Source organism: Pseudoalteromonas simplex (assembly GCF_015278155.1).
GTDB lineage: Bacteria > Pseudomonadota > Gammaproteobacteria > Enterobacterales > Alteromonadaceae > Pseudoalteromonas > Pseudoalteromonas simplex.
On record NZ_JADILN010000006.1, the window covers coordinates 173,601 to 193,416 of the forward strand.

Here is a 19,816-nt window from a genome sequence, read left to right on the forward strand (position 1 = left end):
ATAGCATAAGCCAGCGAAGAGCGTGGCTCATCACTGGCTTAATCGACAACAAAATTTGGGGTGAACGTGCTCACACACAGCACGTTCTAGTACATAAAGTACTAATTCTTACAAGCCACGTTTTAGCATGTAGTAAGCTGCGTTATGACGAAGCTCTGTTTTGAAACCACGGATCGTCGTATCGTTATCGATGATCATCGTTTCAACGCCAGCCATTTCAGCAAAATCGATAATCATATCGGTTGTTACTGCTTGGCTGTATGCAGTGTGGTGTGCACCACCGGCGTGGATCCATGCAGCTGATGCTACAGATAGATTTGGCTTTGGTTCCCAAAGCGCTGAAGCAACAGGTAAGTGAGGTAAATCAGCTGGCGGAGCCACTGTATCTACTTCGTTAATTAGAATACGGAAACGGTTACCCATATCAATTGGTGATACGTTGATTGCAGCACCCGGTTTTGCAGTAAACAATAAACGACCTACATCACATTTCACACCAATAGTGTGCTGGTGAACTTCAAGACGTGGTTTTTGCGCTGCAATTGAAGGACACACTTCTAACATGTGCGCGCCAAGTACTTGGTCAGTCTCACCCATGTTGTAAGTGTAATCTTCCATGAATGAACAACCGCCGTCACGGCCTTCACCCATTACTTTCATGATACGAACCATAGCAGCTGTTTTCCAGTCACCCTCACCACCGTAACCATAGCCTTTCGACATTAGGCGCTGTGTAGCAAGACCCGGAAGACCAGAAAGACCTGATAAGTCTTCAAAACAGTTTGTGAATGCTTTAAAGCCGCCTTTCTCTAAGAAACGCTCCATACCAAGCTCTAAACGTGCTTCGTTACGTAGCATTTTCACTGCGTAATCGTCTTGTAGAGTTTCGTCAGCAATTACGTAGTCTTGCTTATAAAGCTCTAACTGTGCATCAACTTCTTCTTCAGTGATAGTATCAACCACTTTTACAAGCTCAGCGACACCAAACGCGTGTACTTCATAACCAAACGTAATTTGCGCTGAAACTTTGTTACCTTCAGTAACTGCAACTTGACGCATGTTGTCGCCAAAACGCGCAACTTTAAGTGTTTGGCTTTCTGCCCAACCTTTTGCCGCACGACACCAGTCATCTAACTGCTGTTGTACGTCAGCACGTTGCCAGTGACCTGCAACAACTTTACGCTCTTTACGCATTACAGTACCGATGAAACCGAACTCACGGTCACCGTGTGCACTTTGGTGCGTATTCATGTAGTTCATGTTGATGTCAGACCAAGGAAGGGCTGCATTGAACTGAGTATGAAGGTGTAACCAAGGCTTACGTAATTCGCTTAGGCCAGCAATCCACATTTTCGCAGGTGAGAAAGTGTGCATCCATAATACTAAGCCAACACAGTTAGGATCCGTATTTGCCGCTTGGCAAACAGCGTGAATTTCTTCAGGTGACTTAACGGTAGGCTTACATACCAAGTTTACTGGTAGATTAGCTTCGCTGTTTAAGCCCGCTACAATTGCTTCGCTGTCTTTGGCAACCGTTTCTAACACCTTAGGACCATAAAGATGTTGTGAGCCGGTAACAAACCAGACTTCTTTCGTCATCGTCGTCATGTTAATAATCCTCTAAATTCTTGCTATTTGCTCTGACCGTAATACGCGTTTTTACCGTGCTTACGTAGATAATGTTTATCCATCACTGCTTTTTTAAGTTCAGCTGCGTGTGGATCTAAAGTGCGTGTTAAATACGCCATGCGTGCAATCTCTTCGAGTAGCGCGGCATGGTATACAGACTGAGCGGCATCTTTACCCCACGTGAAAGGCGCATGACCCGCAACAATCACCATAGGTGCAGCTTTCGGATCGCGGTCTTGATACGCATCAGTAATTTGAATACCGGTTTCTAATTCATAATCGCCATTCACTTGCTCATCGGTTAGCTCACGAGTACAGGTGATGTCACCGTGTACATAGTCAGCGTGAGTTGTGCCAAGGCAAGGAATGCTTTGTTTTGCTTGTGCCCATGCAGTTGCATAGGTCGAATGCGTGTGTGTTACACCGCCAATTGCATCGAAGTGGCGATATAAATGAACATGCGTTTTAGTGTCAGAAGACGGACGCATAGACCCTTCAACAATGTTGTTTTCAAGGTCGACGATCACCATGTCGTCGGCTTTCATTTGGTCGTACGATACACCACTTGGTTTAATCGCAATTACGCCTTTGTCGCGGTCGATTTGCGATACGTTACCAAAGGTATAAATTACTAAGCCACGACGCTTAAGCTCCATGTTCGCTTCATAGACTTCACGTTTTAGTTCAGTAAAACTCATGCTTTGTCTCCGTTTACATAGCTTGCAAGTGCTTGGTAGTTAGCATAAAGCTCGTCATACACAGCAACGCGCTCAGGGTTTGGTAAGTACTGATGACATACTGACGACGCCATTACTTTTTGAGCATCAGCCACTGTTGCGTGCTCACCTGCAGCAACCGCAGCCATAATTGCCGCACCCAATGCACAGCTTTGCTCACTTTCTAAAACGTCGATTGGGCAATTCCAAACATCAGCACAGGTTTGCATTACGTAGTCTGATTTTTTAGAAATACCGCCAATAACGACCACAGACTCGATTGGCACGCCTTCGCTACGGAAACGCTCAGTGATAGCACGTGCGCCAAAGGCTGTTGCTTCAACAAGCGCTTTGAAGAACTTAGGTGCATCAGTGCCCATTTTTAAGCCTGTTAATGCCATGGCAACGCTTTGGTCAGCATCTGGCGTACGACGACCATTTACCCAATCAAGCGCAGTTACATCGTTGCTTGTTACAGGCAATGCAGCTGCCGCTTTTGATAGATCAACTAAGATTGAATCTTCTAGCTTGTTAACTAACGCTTGTTCAGCGTCAGATAGATTTGTCAGTTGGCGAGTTGGCCAAAGTACTAGGTTTTTGAACCATGCGTATAAATCACCAAACGCAGATTGACCAGCTTCTAAGCCAACCATTCCAGGGATCACTGAGCCATCAACTTGACCACAAATACCTTTAACGCAAGTATCACCTAGTTGCTCTTTAGACGTTACTGTGATGTCACAGGTTGAGGTACCCATTACTTTAGTTAGAACGCCAGGACGAACATTGGCTGCTACTGCGCCCATGTGACAGTCAAATGCACCGTAACCAATTACGATACCTTGTGGTAAACCTAGCTTCTCGGCCCACTCAGCAGTTAAGTTGCCAGCAACTTGGTCGCTTGGCTCTGTCGTTGCATTTAACGTATCAACAACACCATCTAATAGTGGATCGATATTGCTGAAGAAACTGTTTGGTGGGAAACCGCCCCACTGCTCGTTCCACATTTGTTTGTGGCCCGTTGCACAACGCCCTAGCTTTAATACTTCAGGGTGAGTTGTGCCACACATTAGCGCGGTCATCCAATCGCAGTGTTCAACCCATGAATAAGTGGCTGCTTTTACACTGCTATCAACGCGGAAAATATGTAATGCTTTGGCCCAGTACCACTCAGAAGAGTAGATACCGCCCATATGTGAAAGGTAGTTCACATCGTTGTTAGTGGCAGCTGCAGTGATTTCATTTGCTTCTTTAATAGACGTATGGTCTTTCCACAAAATGAACATTGCATTTGGGTTTTCTGCAAATTCTTCAGTTAATGCCAGTGGTGTACCTTGGCTATTAATTGCCACAGGCGTTGAGCCAGTTGTATCAAAGCTCATACCCACTACTTTGTCTGCAGTACCCGCTGGAACTTGTGACCATAGACCATTAACTACTTCTACAAGGCTATCAATATAGTCTTGTGGATGCTGACGAAACTGATCCTTACTTGGGTCACAATATAAGCCTTGTGCCCAGCGCGGGTAGTTTACTAAATGGCTGGCAAGTTCTTCACCAGTCGCAACATCAACGAGTAATGCTCTTACCGAGTCTGACCCGTAGTCTAATCCCAACGTATAACGAGACATAATTACCTTTCACTAATTGCTTACTAACATTGTTAGTCATTATCTTTATTTGTATGATAATATCAACAATACCAGATTGTAAAGGTATTATAAAAATATTATTAACAGGATTATTTGCTGCTGGCGGGCGATTTATTGCGCAGTTTCTCTGGAAGATTAGATTGTTTTTTCAGCACAAATAATAGGTTAAAGCCACTACATTAACTTTTGTATGATAAGAATGGGAAAACTATGTCTAGTCAATTAGAACAACTTAAAGCAGTGACAACCGTTGTTGCTGATACGGGTGATTTTGAAGCAATCAACGAATATAAACCGCAAGATGCAACAACGAACCCATCACTAATCTTAAACGCGATTCAAATTGAGAAATATCGCCCACTTGCTGCCGAAGCCGTATCATGGGCAAAAGCACAAAGCAGTGACGCAGCTGAAGTTGTAACAAAAGCAGCTGACAAGCTAGCGGTATTAGTTGGCTCTAAATTAATGGAGCAAGTGCCGGGTTTAGTTTCAACAGAAGTGGATGCGCGTTTATCATTTGATACTCAAGCAACCATTGATAAAGCACTTGAGCTTGTTGCTCTATATAAAGAGCAAGGTATCGACACATCGCGCGTGTTAATCAAAATTGCTTCAACATGGGAAGGTATTCAAGCGGCTAAAGTACTTGAAGCGCAAGGTATCCGTTGTAACCTAACGCTGGTATTTGCATTTGCTCAAGCACGTGCTTGTGCCGAAGTAGGCGCTTACCTAATTTCACCATTCGTTGGTCGTATTCTTGACTGGTACAAAGCACAAGATGCAAGCGCTGATTTCGACGGTGCTAACGATCCGGGCGTTAAGTCAGTAACGCATATCTATAACTACTTCAAAAAGCACGGCTACGAAACGATTGTAATGGGCGCAAGCTTCCGTAACATCGGTGAAATCCAAGAATTAGCAGGTTGTGACCGTTTAACTATCAGCCCTAAATTACTTGCTGAACTAGCTGCAACTGACGCACCGTTAACTCAAAAACTATTACCAGCAACAGAAAAAACAGACGCGCCAGCAGCCATGACTGAGCAGGCTTTCCGCTGGGAAATGAATGAAGATGCCATGGCAACTGAAAAGCTAAGCCAAGGTATTCGTCAGTTCGCAATTGACCAAGAGAAACTAGAGTCAATCTTAAGCGAATTAGTTTAAACCGATTGTTTAAGCAGCAAAAAGCCCGCAAACCAAAGTTTGCGGGCTTTTTTATTACCTGCCTTTTAGTAAAAGCAGGCTTATCGTGTTGCGATTACGATAATTTTTAGCCAGTCACATTATTCAGCAAGTAATGCGTTTGCTTTTGCAACTAGGTTTGCCACTGTGAAACCAAAGTGCTCAAGCAGTACTGCGCCAGGCGCTGATTCACCAAATGTCTCCATGCCTAGTACATCACCATCTTGGCCAACATACTTGAACCAGAAGTCGCGGTGTGCAGCTTCAACAGCAATCTTAGGTGTACCCGCTGGTAACACGCTTTGACGGTATGCTTTATCTTGGCTATCAAACTGATTCGTTGATGGCATAGATACCACGCGAACTTGCTTGCCTTGTGCTGTTAACTCAGCAGCAGCATTCACAGCTAGTTCTACCTCAGAACCCGTTGCAATAAGGATAAGCTCTGCAGCTTGTTCGCTATCAACAAGTACATAACCCCCTTTTGCAATGTCAGCAACTTGCTGTGCATCACGTGCCATTGCTTTGGTACCCTGGCGGCTGAAGATAAGTGAACTTGGGCCTGTTTCTTTTAATAACGCTTGGCGCCAAGCTACTGCTGTTTCAGTTTCATCACATGGACGCCATGCAGTCATGTTTGGTGTCATGCGAAGGTTAGCGATTTGCTCGATTGGTTGGTGAGTTGGACCATCTTCACCTTGACCGATTGAGTCATGGGTATACACAAAAATGCTCTGTGCTTTCATTAATGCTGCCATACGTACAGCATTACGTGCGTATTCCATAAACATTAAGAAGGTTGCGCCAAATGGAATGAAACCACCATGTAATGCAATACCATTCATGATTGCGCTCATACCAAACTCACGTACGCCATAGAATACGTAGTTACCATCAGCTGCATCTTGTAAACCTTTTGCTTCTGGCCATAAGGTTAAGTTAGAACCGGCAAGGTCAGCAGAGCCACCCATTAATTCTGGAAGCTGGTTTGCAAAGAAAGTGATCGCATTTTGTGATGCTTTACGTGTCGCAATGTTTTGCATGTCGGCTTGGCATTTAGCAATGTACTCATCAGCTAATTCAGCGAAGTTAGCTGGTAATGCTTTTTCAAGAACACGACGTGTGTATTCTTTTGCTAGTTCAGGGTGTGCTTTGCTATAAGCTGCAAACTTTTGCTGCCATGCACCTTCAAGCTCTTGGCCTTTCGCTTGATTATTCCACTCGTTATAAACCTCTTGTGGAACTTCAAATGCTGGGTGTGGCCAATTTAGCTGCTCACGTACTGCAGCGATTTCGTCGTGACCCAGTGGTGCACCGTGACAGTCGTGGCTACCTGATTTATTTGGCGAGCCAAAACCAATCACTGTTTTACAACAGATTAGTGTTGGTTGCGTGGTGTTGCTTTGTGCCGCTTCGATTGCACCCGCAATTGCATTCATATCGTGACCATCAACATCACGAATAACTTGCCAGCCGTAAGCTTCAAAACGTGCAGGCGTATCGTCGGTGAACCAACCTTCTACTTCACCATCGATAGAGATGCCATTGTCATCCCAAAATGCGATTAGCTTGCCTAGACCTAACGTACCCGCCAGCGAACATGCTTCGTGCGAGATACCTTCCATTAGACAGCCATCACCCATAAAGCAGTAAGTGAAGTGATCAACAATATCAAATTGTGGCTTATTGAATTGTGCCGCTAAGGTTTTTTCAGCGATTGCCATACCAACTGCGTTAGCAATACCAGAACCTAATGGGCCTGTCGTTGTTTCAACACCCGGTGTGTAACCATATTCTGGGTGACCCGGTGTTTTAGAGTGAAGCTGACGGAATTGCTTAATATCTTCAATACTTACGTCGTAACCGCTAAGGTGTAACAATGCATATTGCAGCATTGAACCATGGCCATTCGATAACACAAAGCGGTCACGGTTAGACCAGTCTGGGTTTAATGGGTTATGGCGGTGAAAGTTTTGCCACAATACCGCTGCAATATCAGCCATACCCATAGGCGCACCTGGGTGGCCAGAGTTAGCTTGTTGAACGGCATCGACAGCAAGTATGCGAATAGCATTTGCAGATTGAGAACTAGGCAGAGTCATCTTATTAGCTTCCTGTTAATATTATAATATAAATAATATCGCAAAAAGAAGCTAAAATGGCAACTCAATAAATGTCATGCAGACTGTAAAAACGAAAAGGTTGGCCAATAACCAACCTTTTTATATCAATTCGCTTAATTAAGTGATCTATTTCTAGGCAATTACTCTGCATCCATGCAGTTGTAAATAACACATTTTTAACGCAGATAGCGACTACTTAAACCTATCGAAATGATTAATTATTATTGCGGGATTGATATTGCCGAATATTAAAAGCTATCGACCATCTTCGAATGAAGCAGTTGCAGCGACCTTACTCCAGCGACCATCCGTATATAAAATAGTCGCTTCAGCTTTATAAGATCTAAACGCTCGAATTTGGAATGAGCATGATGTTCCTGATGTACCACATGATGATGCCGCATTAGACCAAATAACACTATCAATTGCTGAACCATCGCCAACTACACGAAATACAGCTGTTGCATTTGTTTGCCCATAAACCAATGAAAAACAACGGTTTGGTGTATATTTGTCATACGCTTGCGTATCGACATAACACTCCATTGAATCCGCACTTGCATGAACAGAGAATGCGCCTGAAAGCAATAAACCTAATGCTGTTAATACCTTTTTCATATATTTATCCTTATTTATTAACCAAAAGTGGTACAAACAACTTACAGGAATAAAGTCGCATTAAAAATACGAAATTAATATCAATTTAACTATTTTAGAACATTTAATTTACACCTGTTCGAGTTTCACCTTGCTACAATTTGGTACACTATTTCATTGTTCAAGCCTGCATTAACGCCTTAATGTTAAATACTCTTTTCATTAAGGTTGTTTATTTGTGACTGTTCTAGGTAGTTGCTCACTTGGGCTACGAGTTTTATTTCTAATTAGTGCATTTTGCCTTTCACCAATGGCAAGTAGCACTGATTCTGCGTATTTAGCAGATGAAGGAGTAAGCCTTGGAGTAAGCTTAGGCTATGGTCAGCTCGCCAACCCAGTTTATAAAAAAGACGATATTCCTCTTTATGCCCTACCGCGTATTGAGCTATTTGCCGGTGACTTTTCATTTGCAAATACTCAGTTTGCTTGGACCCCCGTGTGGGGCGATAACTATCAAGTGTCGTTATTCACCCAACTTAATGAGGATGGCCTATATTTTACTAAGCATTCAGCTATATTAGCCGCGGTTAGAACAGCTAGCGGTCGCCCCTCAATGACGCCACCACCACCCGGTTCAGGTGTCGAAACACCAGTGGTGATAAAACGCCGCGGTGATATTACTAAAATATCAAAACGTAAACTGTCGGCCATGAGCGGTATTGAAGCAATCGTTGACTGGCAAAACTGGCGTTTTAGCGCGTATTGGTCAATGGAACTTACCAACTATCACAAAGGGTTACAAGGCGCATTGTCTGCACAGCGCTTGTTTTTATTTGATCAACATCTGGTTTTGCTCGGCGTAGAGTTACAGCATTTAAGTGCTGGTTTAGTGGATTACTACTATGGTAGTGCTTTGCAAGAAATGGGCGCTGGATTTAGCCCTTTTTTAGGTCACTCTAGTCAAAAATACAATCTAAAAGCCAGTTACCAATATCAGTTTAATCAACAATGGCAATTTATAAGCGATATAAAATACCAACGCTTATCATCAGGTATCGCCGATAGCCCCCTTATCAATGACAGCAACTTACTGTCTTTTTATGCTGGCTTTGCATGGAATTTCTAATGATGTTACTTAGCAAGCTTCTCTCATTTTTACTTATCTGTAGCCTCGTATATATCGACAGCACATTCGCAAAAGCAGGCTACATTGAAGTATCACCAGAAAACTGTGTGACGGTAGAGCAAGACTGTGTGATGGATGTCTCGATTAATTGGTACACCGAAGTCAGCAAAACAGTGTGCATTCGCGTTACTGATCAACAAATTAGACTATTCTGCCATAAACCAAGCCAAGGACAGAACTTTGCAATCACAGTGCAAAACAATCGCAACATTGTGTTAGAGCTACTCAGCGAACAGCTCGAACCCTTAGAAAGCACTGAAATTAGTTTATTCCACCAGCACGTAAAAAAACGTCGTCGTGATATCGCATGGAGTATTTTTTGATGAGCCAGCATACTATTTTATACATTGAAGATGATTTAAAACTTGCCCAGCTAGTTTCTAATTATTTAAGTAATCATGGTTATATCATTGAACATTTTGACAGTGGTTGCCATGCTTGTTACCAAGCAAGTAGTAAGAAATACGATTTAATTTTGCTAGATATCGGATTAGGTTCAGAAGATGGTTTTGAGGTATTTAAAGAGCTAAAACAAGTCCAAGATACACCCATTATTTTTATGACTGCAAGGCAGAGCCAAGTCGATCATATCACGGGCCTTGAACTAGGCGCCGATGATTACCTAACCAAACCCGTTTCCCCGTCAATTTTATTAGCGCGAATTAACAATACCATTCGCCGCAGCCTAGCTGTAAAGCCAACAAGTACCACTCACAACGCCCATAACATTCGCTTTGGTTCTTTAAGCATTAATACCATTCAGCGCGAGGCTTACTTGTATAGCCAACCACTTGAACTAACCAGTGCAGAGTTCGAAATACTGATCCAACTAGCTCAATCAGCGGGTCAGTTGGTCAGTCGAGACCAATTATTTGATGGCACCATTGGCCGTAAATACGATGGTCAAAGCCGCACTATCGATGGCCGCATTAGCCGCTTACGCAAAAAGCTCGGTGACGAAGCGGTGCCAGCACAAAAAATTGTAACCGTTTGGGGCAAAGGATATATTTTTTCTCCACAAGCATGGGGCTAATGCAGTTTGCTACGCCTATTTTGCTATTTGTATTTAACGCTAGCAGTTTGTCTAGGGAGTGCCGCTTGGTTACTAGAAACCTATTTTCCAAACCCACCGAGCTACAGTACAGAACAGCAATTAGCAGAAAGCATCTTAAGCCTTACGCCCAATAATCCTGCTATTAAACACACACCTCTTGCAAACTTTTACCTTGGTGAACAACTACAGGCATCACTTTTAGCAGGTCAGGTAATTAGTGTTAACGATGCCAATAGCAACCTTTACTTTCATAAGTTAGCTGATGACAGGCACACCTTATTAAGCATTGGCCCCTACAGCCAGCCTGCTGATCAGGGTTATCAGTCTTTAGTGAGCCTACTGTTTTACTCTAGCCTTGCCTTAGCTGTGGTGATTTTTACAGGTCCACTGCTGTTTGACTTAAATAAGCTACGCAAAGCCAGTAGTAAAATATCTAACGCCGACTTTACAGCACAAGTGCACTTCACACGTTTTAGCCTGCTAAAGAGCATTGGCGATACCTTTGATAACATGGCATTAGCACTTCATAACCGGAATCAAAGCCAACGCGAATTGATCAATGCTGTTTCCCATGACTTTTTAACGCCTATATCACGGGCTAAATTCGCCCTCGAAGCAGTCGTTGATAACAATGCTTACCGACACAGTGTGTTGCAAGACATTATTGAACTTGAGCTTTTAGTCGAAGAGTTTTTAACCTATGCCGAGCTTGAACAATGTGAACCCGCCTTGCTAGTGAAAGACTACTGCCCAGACGAACTATTACAGCCCTGCATTACTAAGTTCCAAAGCTATTGTCCTTTGGCTATTCGTCTTGACTGCGAATTAACAGCAATTTGCGTTGATAAACAAAGCTTTCAACGCTTATTGCAAAACTTACTCGGGAATGCGGTTCGCTTTGCTAAAACGCAAATTCTTATCAAGCTTTCACAATGCAAAAACGGCACTTTGTTAGTGATTGAAGATGATGGTCCGGGGATCCCAGAACACAAGCGCGTCAGCCTTATGCAGCCATTTTCAAAAACCGCTTCGGTGCACCAAACAGGCTACCAAGGTGTTGGCCTAGGCTTATCAATCGTTAAGCAACTGTGCCTATGGAATAACGCAAAATTTAGCTTAGATAACGCACAAACCTTAAGCGGAGCAAGAGCAAGTATCCTATTTAGGCCCGCCTCTCCTTTATAGAAATGTATCAATCTGTATCAAAGTGAACCATTTATTCACGTTTTATTGATGAAAACACATACATATTTAACCATTCAGCAAGGTTTTTAAGCGAAAAACCCAATGTTTATAGCTTTTCGCCAAAACCGCTCGTTTGTTGGCTAAAAAAGATTTGTTATACCATAACATTTAGTTTGTGTTTCAATTCATATAACTACAAGCCAACTTGCTATTCCGCTAGGAATTGCCCCAAAAAAATAAAATCCATGGGAAGTTAGATCACATGTTCAATATGAAAAAAGTATCAGTGATGGTCGCATCTGCACTTTACTTAGGTGTAGGTACGTCTGCTGCTGCGCTAAATGACCAAGTATGGCCAGAACAGCCGGCAGGCTATGCGCCAAAGCAAACCGTTAGCAATGAATTTGTGTGGGAAGACAAGGTTAACAACACAGTTAAAAAACAAAGCCGCGTTTTCACACCAGAGAAAGATGTTAGTGGTATTCAAACTTATATCGTGCAACTAGACGACGCACCAATTTCGACTTACCAAGGTGGTGTTAAAGGGCTTGCGAGCACTAAAGATGTGGTAATGCAAACGCAACAAGCAACAACGCGCTCAACGCTTAATATGGCGCAGCCTGCTATTGCAACTTACGCTAACCACCTAGCAAGTAAGCGCCAATCAGTTGTTAATACAGCAATGAGCCAACAAGGCTTACAACTAAATGTTGAGCGCACATTTAATGTGACATTAAACGGTTTCACCACCAAAATGACACAAGATGAAGCGAAGCGCCTAGCTAAAGTGGCTGGCGTGAAGAAAATCACTCGCTCAAAAATCTACAGCCTAAATACCTTTAATACCATTGAGCAAACAGGTGCTTCTGCACTTTGGAGCGCAAGTGCTAGCAATCCTAGCAGCAACAAAGGTGAAGGCACGGTTGTAGGTATCATAGATACAGGTATCAATACCGATCACCCATCATTCGCAGCAGTAGGCGGCGATGGCTACACTCACACCAACCCACTAGGCGACAAGTACCTGGGTGACTGTGCAACCGCTGAATTTGCTGATCTGTGTAACGACAAGCTAATTGGTGTTTATTCTTATCCCGAGATCACCGCAGCTTATGTGGATTCGGTATTTGAAGAGACTCGCCCAGAAAATGGTGAAGACTATCATAGCCATGGCTCACACGTTGCTGGTACAGCAGCGGGTAATATCCTATACGATATTCCTTACAAACTGACTGAGTATGAAAGCCAATCATCAGGTTTAGAAACCAATGTAACTTTCCCGCAAGTATCAGGTATGGCACCCCATGCCAATATCATTTCATATCAAGTATGTTGGCCGGGTAATTCTGGCGACCCTTATGCAGGTTGTCCAACAAGCGCTATTTTAGCCGCCGTTGAACAAGCTGCCATTGATAATGTTGATGTACTTAATGCTTCATTAGGCGGTCTTGAAGAAGATCCATGGAGCGATCCAATTGAGCAAGCGTTCATGAATGCAGCCGAAAGTGGTGTATTTGTCGCTGTAGCGGCAGGTAACAGCGGCCCTGAGTATTCAACAGCCGATCACTCTTCTCCTTGGGTTACCACTGTTGCAGCATATAGTCCTGCAAGCAAAGTTAACTTTGGCAATAAACAACTTAAAAACTTAAATGGTGGTGATAATTCAGCGCCTGGTCCTTTTGAAGGTGCTGGTGTCAACTTTAACGAGTTAACAGGTTTAATTGTTGCTGCGACTGATTTTGAAAATCCGAATGAAAGTTCTAGCTATGCACTTGCTAACTGTGACAAACCATTCCCTGAAGGTACATTTGATTTAGTTGATAATCCTGCAACCGCTATTGACGAAAGCGCACAAGATGTCATTGTGGTATGTAAGCGCAGCTCTTATCCGTTATATTCTAAATCATTAAATGTACAAGCGGGCGGTGCTGAAGGCCTCATCGTGTATAACCAAAGTGCCTTTTATGATCGCTATACTATTCCTTCTATTTCCTACCCAATCCCTACAATACATATTAAAAATGTTGATGGTACAAGCTTACTAGAATGGTTGAGCGTAGGCGACAGCCACGTAGGCACCATTGAAGCAACCGAGGGCACCGTAGACGCTGTGGATAAAGACCGCATTGCTTATTTCTCTGGTCGTGGTCCATCATACTTTGGCTTTGATACTTTACTCGTTGATGTAGCAGCCCCTGGGGTCGATATTTACGCACCATCATCAGACGATCAACCGTTTACAAATAATCCTGCAACTTCAGATTGGCAATCTATGTCTGGTACATCAATGGCGAGCCCACACGTTGCAGGCGCGGCAGCATTGTTAAAACAATCTCATCCTGACTGGTCGCCAATGCAAATTCAATCTGCATTGATGTTAACTGCAAATAATCAGCTAGGAGTTGCTCAATACTTAAACAACTATGCAGACGATGGCTTTGATGCGGCACTTGCTGAAATGGGTGCGGGTAAAATGCAAGTTGAGCGAGCAGATAAAACAGGCTTATTGCTTGATGAAAGCATTGCTAACATGGCTGCTGCAAACCCAAGTCTTGGTGGCCGCGAAAAAGCATTAAACACGGCTTACATGGTTGATAATGACTGCGGCTTTAAATGTACATTTATCAGAACCTTTACAGCAACTGAAGACGCAAGCTGGACTCTACATACCGAAAATTGGATTGGTAACAGCAAAATAACGGTGGAGCCAAGCAGCTTTGATATCAGGGCTGGCGAAACACAAAGTATCATTGTTACTGTGGAAGCAAGCCAACAAGCAACGCCGCAAGAGTTAATTGATTACACGGGCAATCAAGGTCAAGTCATCATGACTTCTAATAACCCTGAGTCACCGATTCTAGAGATGCCAGTGTGGACATTTGCCGGTGACACCGGTTTACCTGAATTTATTCAAATTGACGCACACCGCCGTTCTGCAACAATGAAAGTGGGACCTTTCAATACGGATGAAATAAGCAACCTAACCACACAATCGTACGGCTTAGTAAAAGGCCAAGTTGAAACCGTACACCTATTCAACGACACCACACCAGGCGACCCATTCGATAGCGTTGATGTCGACGGTGAAGCTGTAAACAACAACTACATTCAGTGGACCACTGTACCAGAAGACGCAAAAATGCTGAGCGCCAGTGTTATGAATGAACAATCTCGCGTATTGGTATTTATGGGTAAAGATAGTAATGGTGATGGCATTGCGTCTTTTGAAGAAACGCTTTGCATGTCAACGAGCTACACCCTAACTAACTTCTGTAACATTGTAGACCCTGAAGCAGGTGAATATTTTACTCTGTATATGAACTTGCAAAACTACGATTACGATGAAGTAGATGAAGGAATAGAAGTTTCATTTGCAACCGCAATTACAACCTCTGACAATGGCTCACTTACTGTTACAGGACCAAGTAGCGTAGCAGGTTACGATAACTTTGAGCTTGACCTTGCATACAATTTACCTGATATGGAAGTAGGAGATATCTACTTCGGTGGCTTTGATATCGGTAGTAATCCAGAAGATATTGGCAATCTTGGTTTTGTACCTGTGATTATCGAACAAGTTGATAAGGACGTTACTTTTACGGCGAGCAAAGAAAAAACATTTGTCGGTGATTTAGTTGACTTCGAAATCAGCGTTATTGCTAATAATGAGGATGAAGCACGTCAATTTGCGCTCAATACAGAATTCCCTAATGGGATCAATATTATACCTGATAGCCTTGTTGCAACACACTCAACGCCTGTTGAACCAGTGTTAGATAACAATATGCTTTCGTTAGTAGGCATACAAGAAACCACAAAAGATGTAGGCCGAAATTATAATATTACTACCAATATCACCGATGAAATGTGCTCATTAACCGCGGCTCATTCGCCTGATCCTCACTATTTAGAGCTAAGAGAACTTGGCTGGCGAACACTTGAGGGAGTTGAAGGTCAATATTACAATGAGTTTGAGTACTCGTTTAAAGAACTAATGAACACAGATCTAGATGTGTCATTTCCATTTTTTAATAAGTATCACTTTGATGCTATAAAGCTCAACCCCGCAGGCTTAGTCACATTTGGTTCGCAAGGTCGCACATCACCATTTCATGTTGACCTACCAGAAGGTTACACTCAGCCGCCTCCGCCGCCATACCTTATCGCTCCTTTCTGGGTTGGTGACAACATGATCCCAGAGCGTGTGGACGGTGGTTATGGTAACTATGATGCCAATGCAGGTATTACCCCTACTTACACAGTTTCACGTGAGTGGTTAGTACTTGAATGGGATAACATTCAACGCAGCAACACCGAAGGTCAACTTATTGATGTAGAGATGTTTATGCGAATGGGGATTGATTATGAACCAGGTGAGTATGAGCTACTATTTGCGTATGACAATATTAATCTAGCCGATGCTCAGGGCTCTATTGGCCTAAAAGCCGCTGATGGCAGAGCCTTCATAAGTGGTGACATACCCATCGATTTAAATATCGGTAACAAGCTAGGCTTTAATAATATGGATGAAGTCTTACACGACGACCTAGTTGTCTGTCTTGACTACACAGGCCCTGAAATCTCTAAGTTTGACGTAAAATTCCAGGCTTATATTGGTGAACAAGCAGCAAACCAAACTCACCAACTAACCTTAGTGAACGGCTTAGAAGGTGCAGATGATGAAACCATCACCCTTGAGCTTGAAGTTATCGGTAACCTAGAAATGGCAGGCTTAACTAATATGTCGGTCGCAGAGAACGAAACGATTAGTTTTGACGTGCTTTATGCTGACGAAAACCAAGTGAGCAACCAAATCGAGGTGTTAGGTGAAAACTTCACTTATGAAGTATCTGGTCACACTTCAGGTAGCACTGTGACTATTACACCTGCGGCGCACTTCCATGGTGATATTGATGTAACAGTAAAGGTTAGCGACAACGTTAACCCAACTGATGCAGCAATGAGCTCATTTGTATTATCAGTGATGTCTGATGGTGAAGAGCTTGGCTGTACTGACAGCTCAGCAACTAACTATGATGAAAACGCTAATACTGACAATGGTAGCTGTACTTTCCCTGAGGCAGTAATCCCAGAGACAGAAATTGAAAAAGACAAGAAATCATCAAGCGGTTCATTCGGCTGGTTACTACTAGCAGTTGCACCACTGATGGCACTTCGTCGTAAAAGATCTCAGATTAACTAAGGACGAGTTAATTAGGATAGTTAAGTAATGCCGATATGTTTAACATATCGGCATTTTTCGTTATAAATACTTTAACCAAGGCTTGTTAGCCTTACGCTTGTATTCACTAAACTTCTTGGTTGGCCAATAAAGCCCTATTGCCAACAATAAAGTAATAAACCAAATACCTGATATATCACTGACTCCTAAATATTGCCCTTGATTTGCCCCCCAGATCAGCATGCCTATTTGATACATAAATAGCAGTACATAGAGGTGGAAAATATAAAAGAACATAGGCACAGAGCCATATACACGTAGCGCATTAGTAAAGCGGTTGAGTGGTCTTTCAAATAACCACAAGCCTACAAACATGCCTGTTAACGTGATCAACAAAAAGCTCAGTGACGGTGGGTACTTAGTCACATTAAACACCGACATCACGGTTTCGGTTGTGGTGCTAAACGTTTGCCATGGCAAGGTTTCACCATAAATATTAAATCCACGCAGCAGCGCAAATAACCCCACACATAACAGGGCTAACAGCAGCAATGCTCGTTTACGCGAATCCGCCGATTGAGTGTGCGCATATAAAGGACCTGCACAGTAACCCAACAAAATTACGCCAATCCAAGGCAGCACTGGGTAGCTAATTTTTACATCGATTAAACCACCTTGTGATAGATAGCCTCGATCATGCAAAATCGTCCACAGCGAGTAACCAAACTCATCGGGCGTAAAGCTGATTGGCGTCAGTAAGTTATGGCCAAATACAATAACTAAACCAAGCACCAGCAATAGGTTGCGTGGCAGCTTAATCAATGCTGCTAACACCAGCATACAAAGACCTATCGCCCACATCACTTGTAGCCAAATGGTGTGGTAGTAACCCATCCACGAAAAACAAATTAGGGTCACTTCAAGGGCGATTAAAAAAAGCCCTCGCTTGATTAAAAAGCTGCGTGCTGAGCGTGCTACGCCACTTGCGGGATGACTATAAAGCCACGCCGACAAACCAGTTAAGAAGATAAAGGTTGGCGCACAAAAGTGTGCAGCAAAGCGGCTCCAAAAAAGCCCCGGCGAAGTGGTATCAACCACCATGGGATCGGCCACCTGCATGTGCAAGAAAAACCGCTCTCGCACATGATCAAGTAACATCAGCAGAATAACGACACCACGCATGATGTCGATACTATGAATACGGCTTTTAACTTGCTCAGAAGTCATAACTTACGCCAAGTTTAAATTGCGTCGGCGCACCCGGGTAGGCCCACAATGCATTGTAAGAACTGGCAATATACTGCTCATCAAACACGTTATCGACATTCAGTGATACCGTAGTACGTTCAGTCGCTCGCCATTTAGCAAATAAACCAACAGTTTGGTAACTCGGTAAACGGAAGGTGAGATCAGCTGGGTCGCCTAAACGGTCAGACACATATTGATAATGACCACCAATCTTTATTTCTTGTGCGAATAGACTTAGGTCATGGTTTAAGCCAATCGAAAGGTTATTCTTTGGTACGTTCACAAGTGGGCTACCTTTAGGAATTGGCACTAACCAGTCAACATTTAGACTGTCTGTTGCAGTCTCGGCATCCACATAGGCATAAGATAGGGTGTACTCGGTATTGTCACCCAATAAACCTGTTAAATCTAACTCAAAGCCTGTGCTATTTGCTTTACCTACAGGTGTTGAATAACCCACATTTACTGGATCTGCCACCAGCATGTTGCTCTTGCTTGCATCAAAATAAGCAAGCGTACCGCTGATATTGGCGTAGCTAAATTTAACACCCACTTCAAACGAGTCACTTTCTTCAAAACCGAATGGATTACCTTCGGCATCGGTGCCGCTCAGTGGTAAAAAGCCTTCTGAATAGCTTGAGTAAAGGTTAACGTCGTCATTAAATGCGTAAACCACACCAAAACGTGGACTAATGCGGTTTTCTTTGCTGTTTGATGCAACACCAGACTTAGTTTCAAAAATATCTTGTTCAATTTCATCAAAACGCAGGCCTAACATCACTTTTAAGTTATCGGTTAGATCGAGCTGATCTTGCAGATAAATACCGTACGCATTTTGCTGTTCGTTATTTTCGTACTGCATGCCCACTTCAGGGCCTTCAGTAGTGCTGTACTCTGGCTCATAAATATCAATGGTGTAAGTGCCATTACCACCACGGTAGCGATAAAGTCCAGTGCGCAGCTCATAGTCGTAACCATCAACACCAATTAGTACATGGTTAGTAATACCGGCAACATCAAAGTGACCGCTTAATTCAAAGCGCAACGATAAATCATCAGATTCATAGTCACGGTATCTGTGTTGGCGAGTTAAGGTTCTGCCATCATCAAATAATGACTGGCGCGATGGTGACAGCTCAGCATCTGACGAATAACCCGTTAACGTTGCAGTACGGTAACTCGCACCTAATAACACGCTCCAATCTTGGTTTAGATCGTTGCTGTAATTTAATTGATGGCCGCGCGAGTGCACCTTAGTTGGTGCATCATTTGGGTTACCTAAAAAACGTGACTCAGGCACGGTATCAAAATCACCATTTAACACCACAATACCGCGGTCATACATTTGCTGTTGGTCAACATACTCAAACTCATAAGTCAGCGATGAGTTATCGTTGATTTGATAATAAAGCGAAGGCGTAATAACAAATTTGTCGTGGTGTACATAGTCTCTGAAGCTGTCGCTATCTTGCCATGCACCATTAATACGAAACGCTAAATCATCGCTTAGACCGTTAGTGAAATCACCTTGAATACGCTTGTGATCATCGCTACCGAACTCAGCTTGAAGTTGCCCTTGCTGATAAAACTGTGGCTTTTTAGTAATAATGTTTACGGTACCGCCCGGCTCTGAGCGGCCATAGAGTGCTGAGCCAGGTCCTTTTAATACTTCAATGTATTCAATATTTGATACATCACGCGGACCTGCAAAACCGCGACCACCACTAAAGCCGTTAACTAAATACCCAGACGGCATATTTTCGTTACCTGATAAACCACGGATTGAATAGCTATCCCACAGCGCGCCACCATTATTCTTGCGAGTAATGCTGGCAGAAAAATCCAGTGCATCACGAAACTTAGTAATACCGTTATCAGTCATCATGTCTTTACTTAATGTGGTGATCGACTGCGGTAAATCTTTTGTTGGAATATCACCACGAAACGCCTGTTTGTGTTCAATGGTGATTGTTTCGATATCGCTGTTATCAGCTGCATGGGTATTCGCTGCAAACGTCGCAGCTAAAGCTAAACTTAGTGTTGAGTACTTCATAAGGTCTGA

13 protein-coding genes are annotated in these 19,816 nt (G+C 43.1%); 6 read left to right on the forward strand and 7 right to left on the reverse strand.

The window, feature by feature from the left end:
- Nucleotides 1-108: 108 nt before the first annotated feature.
- Genes araA through IRQ78_RS13710 form a run of 3 tightly spaced genes read right to left on the reverse strand, consistent with a single transcriptional unit; the run spans nucleotide 109 to nucleotide 3,976 of the window.
- Nucleotides 109-1,608, reverse strand: coding sequence for an L-arabinose isomerase (araA, locus tag IRQ78_RS13700; RefSeq protein WP_055198523.1), 1,500 nt, complete (start codon nucleotides 1,606-1,608; stop codon nucleotides 109-111).
- A 23-nt stretch (nucleotides 1,609-1,631) separates the two neighbouring features.
- The gene (locus IRQ78_RS13705; RefSeq protein WP_166341265.1) at nucleotides 1,632-2,327 is read right to left on the reverse strand and encodes an L-ribulose-5-phosphate 4-epimerase; all 696 of its coding nucleotides are present in this window, start codon (nucleotides 2,325-2,327) and stop codon (nucleotides 1,632-1,634) included.
- Entirely contained in the window at nucleotides 2,324-3,976 is a 1,653-nt protein-coding gene (locus IRQ78_RS13710; RefSeq protein ID WP_054552269.1) for a ribulokinase, read from the reverse strand. The genes IRQ78_RS13705 and IRQ78_RS13710 overlap by 4 nt, the downstream gene beginning before the upstream one ends.
- 231 nt (nucleotides 3,977-4,207) lie before the next feature.
- Here IRQ78_RS13710 and tal point away from each other — a divergent pair, with 231 nt between their 5' ends.
- Nucleotides 4,208-5,161 carry a transaldolase gene (gene tal / locus IRQ78_RS13715; protein WP_194442492.1) on the forward strand — a complete coding sequence of 318 codons (954 nt, stop codon included), beginning with the start codon at nucleotides 4,208-4,210 and terminating at the stop codon, nucleotides 5,159-5,161.
- A 119-nt stretch (nucleotides 5,162-5,280) separates the two neighbouring features.
- Here the strand turns inward: tal and tkt are convergent, their stop codons facing one another.
- Entirely contained in the window at nucleotides 5,281-7,281 is a 2,001-nt protein-coding gene (gene tkt, locus IRQ78_RS13720) for a transketolase (protein WP_138599123.1), read from the reverse strand.
- Nucleotides 7,282-7,557: 276 nt separating this feature from the next.
- Nucleotides 7,558-7,920, reverse strand: a complete 363-nt coding sequence (locus IRQ78_RS13725) for a hypothetical protein (RefSeq protein WP_194442493.1) — start codon at nucleotides 7,918-7,920, stop codon at nucleotides 7,558-7,560.
- 217 nt (nucleotides 7,921-8,137) lie between these two features.
- On the opposite strand from IRQ78_RS13725, the gene IRQ78_RS13730 reads away from it, so the two are divergent.
- The 5 genes from IRQ78_RS13730 (at nucleotide 8,138) to IRQ78_RS20810 (ending at nucleotide 16,527) form a co-directional block, all read left to right on the forward strand.
- Nucleotides 8,138-9,025, forward strand: coding sequence for a MipA/OmpV family protein (locus IRQ78_RS13730; RefSeq protein WP_194442494.1), 888 nt, complete (start codon nucleotides 8,138-8,140; stop codon nucleotides 9,023-9,025).
- Nucleotides 9,025-9,408 carry a DUF3019 domain-containing protein gene (locus IRQ78_RS13735; protein ID WP_054552264.1) on the forward strand — a complete coding sequence of 128 codons (384 nt, stop codon included), beginning with the start codon at nucleotides 9,025-9,027 and terminating at the stop codon, nucleotides 9,406-9,408. Before IRQ78_RS13730 ends, IRQ78_RS13735 begins: the two co-directional genes overlap by 1 nt.
- Nucleotides 9,408-10,118, forward strand: coding sequence for a response regulator transcription factor (locus IRQ78_RS13740; RefSeq protein WP_166341275.1), 711 nt, complete (start codon nucleotides 9,408-9,410; stop codon nucleotides 10,116-10,118). The genes IRQ78_RS13735 and IRQ78_RS13740 overlap by 1 nt, the downstream gene beginning before the upstream one ends.
- Nucleotides 10,119-10,124: 6 nt before the next feature.
- Nucleotides 10,125-11,324 (forward strand): ATP-binding protein, encoded by a 1,200-nt coding sequence (locus IRQ78_RS13745; protein ID WP_166341277.1) that lies wholly within the window; start codon nucleotides 10,125-10,127, stop codon nucleotides 11,322-11,324.
- A gap of 262 nt (nucleotides 11,325-11,586) precedes the next feature.
- Nucleotides 11,587-16,527 carry a S8 family serine peptidase gene (locus IRQ78_RS20810; protein ID WP_194442495.1) on the forward strand — a complete coding sequence of 1,647 codons (4,941 nt, stop codon included), beginning with the start codon at nucleotides 11,587-11,589 and terminating at the stop codon, nucleotides 16,525-16,527.
- 60 nt (nucleotides 16,528-16,587) lie between these two features.
- Here the strand turns inward: IRQ78_RS20810 and IRQ78_RS13755 are convergent, their stop codons facing one another.
- On the reverse strand, nucleotides 16,588-17,733 hold the full coding sequence (locus IRQ78_RS13755) for a DUF1624 domain-containing protein (RefSeq protein WP_194442496.1): 1,146 nt from the start codon (nucleotides 17,731-17,733) through the stop codon (nucleotides 16,588-16,590).
- Nucleotides 17,723-19,807: a TonB-dependent siderophore receptor gene (locus IRQ78_RS13760; protein WP_194442497.1), complete on the reverse strand. Its 2,085-nt coding sequence runs from the start codon at nucleotides 19,805-19,807 to the stop codon at nucleotides 17,723-17,725. Before IRQ78_RS13760 ends, IRQ78_RS13755 begins: the two co-directional genes overlap by 11 nt.
- Between the last annotated feature and the right edge of the window lie 9 nt (nucleotides 19,808-19,816).